4 protein-coding genes and 1 pseudogene are annotated in these 5,290 nt (G+C 70.5%); all 5 read left to right on the top strand.

Annotation, left to right across the window (positions count from 1 at the left end):
• On the top strand, window positions 1–2,947 hold a 2,947-nt coding region (locus tag AB0M20_RS25940; RefSeq protein ID WP_364302427.1), incomplete at its 5' end, for a LuxR C-terminal-related transcriptional regulator.
• A 115-nt stretch (window positions 2,948–3,062) separates the two neighbouring features.
• A complete protein-coding gene (locus AB0M20_RS25935; protein WP_364302425.1) occupies window positions 3,063–3,884 on the top strand; it encodes a class I SAM-dependent methyltransferase in 822 nt (273 codons plus the stop codon).
• Between the two features lie 102 nt (window positions 3,885–3,986).
• A complete protein-coding gene (locus tag AB0M20_RS25930) occupies window positions 3,987–4,220 on the top strand; it encodes a hypothetical protein (protein ID WP_364302423.1) in 234 nt (77 codons plus the stop codon).
• A 154-nt stretch (window positions 4,221–4,374) separates the two neighbouring features.
• Window positions 4,375–5,052 (top strand): hypothetical protein, encoded by a 678-nt coding sequence (locus AB0M20_RS25925; protein WP_364302421.1) that lies wholly within the window; start codon window positions 4,375–4,377, stop codon window positions 5,050–5,052.
• Between the two features lie 11 nt (window positions 5,053–5,063).
• Window positions 5,064–5,290, top strand: a pseudogene (locus tag AB0M20_RS25920) (hypothetical protein); the annotation flags it as partial.

The raw sequence follows: 5,290 nt of genomic DNA, 5'->3' as shown, positions 1-5,290 counted from the left end.
GCTGGCCGAGGACGCCGCCCGGTCCTTCTCGTTCCGCTCACCGGCCGGGGCGTACACCGCGCGCAAAGAGCGCCGCAAGCGCGGCAGCGCCTACTGGGTCGCCTACCGAACGGCCGCCGGGCGCCAGCACAAGGTTTACCTGGGCAAGGCGGACGAGCTCACGCCCGAGCGCCTGGCCGAGGCGGCCGCCACGCTGGCCGTACGCATCACTCAGGCCGCTCCCGGCCGGCTGAACCAGGGTGCCAGCGGCGAGCTGCTGCTGACCACCAAGCTGTTCGTGCCCCGGCCCCGCCGCGATCTGGTGCCCCGGCCCCGGCTGATCGGTCGCCTCAACGAAGGCCTCGACACGGCTCAATGCTCGCTGCTGTCGGCCCCGGCCGGTGCCGGCAAGACCAGCCTGTTGGCCGCCTGGCTCGTCCAGTTGGATCGCCCCGTTGCCTGGCTCACCCTCGACGACCGCGACCAGGCGGCCGACCACGTGCTCCGCTACCTCGTCACCGCCTGCCAGACGATCGCGCCCGGCTGTGGACGGCGAGCGTTGGCCTGGCTCGAAGTTCCCCGGCCACCGCCGCCCGACGTGCTGGTCAGCGAGCTGGTCAACGACCTGGCCGCGCTGCCCGCTCCCAGCGTTCTGGTCCTCGACGACTACCACGTCGTACGAGACGCGGCCGTGCACGCCGCGGTCGTGTTCCTGCTCGATCACCTGCCGCCGGCGCTGCATCTGGTGATCGCCACCCGCGAGGACCCGCCGCTGCCCCTGCCGCGCCTGCGCGCCCGCCGTCAACTGGTCGAGGTACGAGCGGCGGATCTCGGCTTCAGCGTCGAGGAAGCGACCGAGTTCCTGGACGCGGGCATCGGGCTGCGCCTGCCCGAGGCCCAGGTGGTGATGCTGGTCGAGCGCACGGAGGGCTGGGCCGCCGGACTGCAGCTGGCCGGGCTCGCCCTGCGCGGCCGGCCCGACCCGGCGGCGTTCGTGGCCGCCTTCACCGGCGGGCACCGGCTGGTGGCCGACTACCTGCTGGCCGAGGTCCTGGAACGTCAGCCGCCGCCCATCCGACGCTTCCTGCTGGCCACCAGCGTGCTCGACCGGCTATGCGCCCCGCTGTGCGACACCCTGCTGGCCTCCGACGCCGGCGACAGCCAGAAGGTGCTGGAAGAGCTGGAGCGGGCCAACCTGTTCGTGGTACCGCTGGACGACGAACGGGTGTGGTACCGCTACCACCACTTGTTCGCCGACGCGTTGCGGACCCGCCTGGTCCGGGAGGCCGGCCCCGAGGCGGCGTCCGACCTCCACCGGCGGGCCGGCGCCTGGTTCGGCCGAGAAGGTTTGCTTCCGGAAGCGATCGGCCATGCGCTGGCCGGCGGCGCCGCTGAGGACGCAGCGATCTGGATCGAGGCGCTGACGCCCAGGCTGTTCGCGACCATCAGCATCCACGGCACGCTTGCGGGTTGGCTGGCGACGCTGCCGGAGCCTGTGGTGCACAGCCGCCCGCTGCTCTGCCTGGCGCGGGCCTGGCTCCTGCTCCACCGGGTCGAGCTGGAATCGGCAGCCGCGTGGATCGACGCGGCGGCACGCGCGCTTCCCGCGTCCGGCGACGCACGTGGTGCGGTCGCTGCCACCCGTGCCTACCTGGCCACCGTCGTGCCCGATACCGCGCCTGATCAGGCTGTGTCTTGGGCGGAACGGGCACTCGCCGACCTCGCGCCGGATGACGTGGCCTTCCGCGGCATCGCCGGCATCAGCCTGGGGCAGGCTACGCTCGCCTTGGGCCGGCTCGACCGCGCCGAACGAGCCTTCGCGGAGGCCGCCGCGGCCGGCCGGGCGGCCGGCCTCGTCCAAAGCAGCTTGACGGCTTCCACCCAGCAGGTGAACGTCCAGCGACTCCGCGGCGCACGGCGACAGGCGCTGAGCACCGGATGGGCGGCCCTGAGCTGGGCCAGCGATCACGTCGTGCCCGCGACCGTGGGCCGGCTACGGACGGTGCTGGCCGAGCTGCTCATCGACGAGAACGATCTGAAGGCTGCGTGGCCGTTGGCTACCGGAGGGCTGGCCAGCCTGAGCGAGTTCGGGAACCCCCCGCCACTGGTGCTTCTCGGCAGCATTCCCCTGCTACGGCTACGCCTGGCCGAGGGCGACGTGGCCGCGGCGGAAGCCGTGCTGGCCGAGCTCCGGCCGCTCATCCAGCAGGTGCCGTTCGCGATGGTGAGGCAGGTCCTGGAGGCGGCAGAGGCGCGGGTGCGCCTGGCGCGGGGTGACGGAGCCGCCGCCGTTGCCTGGGCCGCTGCCGTCGCCTGGACCGCCGCGGTCGAGCCCGCGACGCTGGCGGACCTGCTCCGGTTCGGTGTTGCCGCCGTCGAGGCCGCAGCCGTCATCCCGGCGCGGATTCTGGTGGCTCAGGGCCGGGTCACCGGCGATGCCGCCCTGCTGCAGCAGGCACGACGGCATCTGGAGGTCGCTGGGCAGCTGGCAGACGAGCGAGGGCTGGGTTGGCTGCGGCTGCGGGTGTCTATCCTCCGGGCGCTGCTCGCCGACGCCCAGGGCGACCGTCAGGTGGCGCTCGGGTCGCTTGCGGCGGCGCTCGCCCAGGCCGAGACCGACGATGTCATCCGGCCCTTCCTCGACGAAGGCGAGCCCATGGCCGCGCTCCTGGCGGCCCTGCGGGCGGCGGCGCGGTTGTCGTCGCCCTTCGTCGGCACCTTGCTCGCCGCGTTTGCCAGCGGCCCGCCCGGCTCGCATGGCACCGGGCTCATCGAGCCGTTGACCGAGCGGGAGCTGGACGTGCTGCGGCTGCTAGCGGCGGGACACTCCAACGCCGACATGGCAGCGGAGCTGTTCGTGCAACAGAGCACGGTCAAAACCCACCTGATCCACCTGTACCGCAAGCTCGGTGTCAACAGCCGCACTCAAGCGGCGGCTCGCGCTCGCGCGCTGCGGTTGCTGAACTGAACCAAGCCGCAGGTTTCCACCCCGCGCTCCACATTTCGGTGGACGCCCCTGCCCCGGTCGCGCCGCCAAGCTGACGACCAGCAGAAAGTCCCACGACGAATAGAGGGGCGAACCGATGACCATCACGCTGCCGACCTTCACTGCGCTCGAGGACAGCCTGTGGCTGACTTTGTGCGGCAGGGCCCTCGACAACCGCTCGTCACATCCAATTCTCGGCGACGCGATGTCCGACCAGATCGTACGCTCCCTCGACTACGACTACGGCCAGCTCAACATCGACACGAACTTCCGGCTCAGCGTCGCCCTTCGGGCCAAGAAGCTGGACCAGGTGGTTGCCGACTTCCTGGTTCGCCACCCGGACGCGGTCGTGCTGGACCTCGGCGTCGGGCTCGACACACGACACGCGCGGCTGACCGTGCCGGACACGGCCGACTGGTACGACGTCGACTTCCCCGCGGTCTCCACACTCCGGGACCGCTTGATCCCCGCGCACCCGACACGTCACGTCATCAGCGCGGATGTGCGGGATCTGGGCTGGTTGGACGCCGTACCGACCGAGCGGCCGGCCGTGATCGTGGCCGATGGTCTGATGGGGTTCCTCAGCGAGGACGAGATGGTGTCGCTGTGGAACCGGCTCATCGGCCACTTCCCGAGCGGCGAGTTCGTGTTCAACGCCTACACCCGGTTCGCCGTCTGGGTGGCCCGGCACGCGCGTGGCACGAAGTCGGTCGCTGAGCTGATGAAGTTCCCCGGCATGGACGACCCCCGGGCACCCGAAGGCTGGAACCCCAAGCTCCATCTGGTCCGGGAGATCGTGCTCAGCAAGGAACCTGAAATCGCCGAGTTTCCGCCGGGCTGGCGCCTGTTCCATCGGCTCATCGCGCACAGCACCACCTTGTCCAGGATGGCCAGCTTCGTTCTGCACTACCGCTTCTGAAGAACCCTCCCGCACCCGACGCCCGGCTCTTCAGCCGCCCGGCCGGGCCGGGCAACCGCAACAGCCCCGTACGTCCCGCACGCCCGCCGAGGCGACCACACTATGACCGCACCTGCGCGCTACCGTATTCGCATCCGCGGCCACGTCGACCCGGCCTGGTCAACGTGGTTCGACCGCCTCACGGTCACCCAAGCCGATGACGGCACCAGCGAGCTGACCGGCCTCCTGGTTGACCAGGCGGCACTGTTCGGGCTCCTGGCTCGGCTACGCGATCTGGGCGCGACCCTCCTACTGGTTGAACACCTGACGGCGGAACCGCGGCAACCGGACACCTGACCACGGTTCCGGCGTCCGGGCATTGATCAACGCCGTACGAGACCGGTTGCGCGACCAGCGCCACTCCACCCGCCCGTTGAGGCCGGTCGTCATGTCGCCTCGGCGTACTGCGTACACGCACCAGCGGCACCGCGGCCAAGAACGGAGCCCCATCGTGACCACGCTGACGAGTCCACAGAGAACTGCCCCACCGGTGACACGCCGCGCGATCCTGCTCGGCGTACCGCTTGCCTTCGCGGCTCTGACCCTCCTGCACCCTCAGCAGGACCCGCACGAACTGGGATCCGCCGCAACGCGCTGGTTGGTTGTACACGCTCTGCAGCTGATCCTGACGGTGCTGCTCGCCTATTCGATCTGGATGCTTCTGGACGGGCTGGCCGGGCGGGCGGCTTTACTCGCGCGCGGCGCCATTCCGGCGTTTCTGGTCTTCTTCTCAGCCTTCGACGGGGTTGCCGGCCTGGCGACGGGTTGGTTGGAACAGGACGCCCATCACCACGGCACAGCAGACCAGGCGACCATTCGCGCCGCGATCGACGAGCTGTTCAACGGCAACTGGCTGACCGGGAACCTGTCGATCGCCGGCGCGGCCACGGCCTTCTCGTGGCTCGCCATCACCATCGCGTCCGCTGTAGCCCTGCATCAGGCCGGCGCCGGCGGGCTCACCGTGGCGGCCATGGCGGCAGCGTCGCTGTTCGCATCGCATCCACCCCCGTTCGGCACGATCGGACTGCTGGCGTTCTTCCTGGCGGCCTACCGATGGGACCGCCGGCGACGAGCCTTCGGCATCACCGGTCCCGGCGTCGGCAGTCCACCCCCATCCCCATCCGAGTAAAGGAATCCGTCATGCATGCACAGCGCTCCCCGCTCACCCTCGGCCTACTCATCGCGATCGTGGTCGTCGCCCTCCAAGCCCTGCTGGTGCCACTGTTCGCCGGTCCCGCCGCGAACATCGGCCCTCGTGACCTGCCGATTGCGGTGACCGGACCGCCGACCGTCACCCAGGCAGTCGCTGACCGATTGACCGCCGAGCATCCCGGCGCCTTCACGATCAACCAGATCACGAACGCCGC

The organism is Actinoplanes sp. NPDC051633, from assembly GCF_040681735.1.
Classification (GTDB): domain Bacteria; phylum Actinomycetota; class Actinomycetes; order Mycobacteriales; family Micromonosporaceae; genus Actinoplanes.
The sequence above is the reverse complement of the archived record's forward strand: the minus strand, read 5'-3'. Positions and strand labels throughout refer to the sequence as shown.

Bases quoted from the DNA above. Each gene is read 5' to 3' on its own strand.
- AB0M20_RS25935 (WP_364302425.1), top strand. From the start codon at position 3,063: ATGACCATCACGCTGCCGACCTTCACTGCGCTCGAGGACAGCCTGTGG.
- AB0M20_RS25930 (WP_364302423.1), top strand. From the start codon at position 3,987: ATGACCGCACCTGCGCGCTACCGTATTCGCATCCGCGGCCACGTCGAC.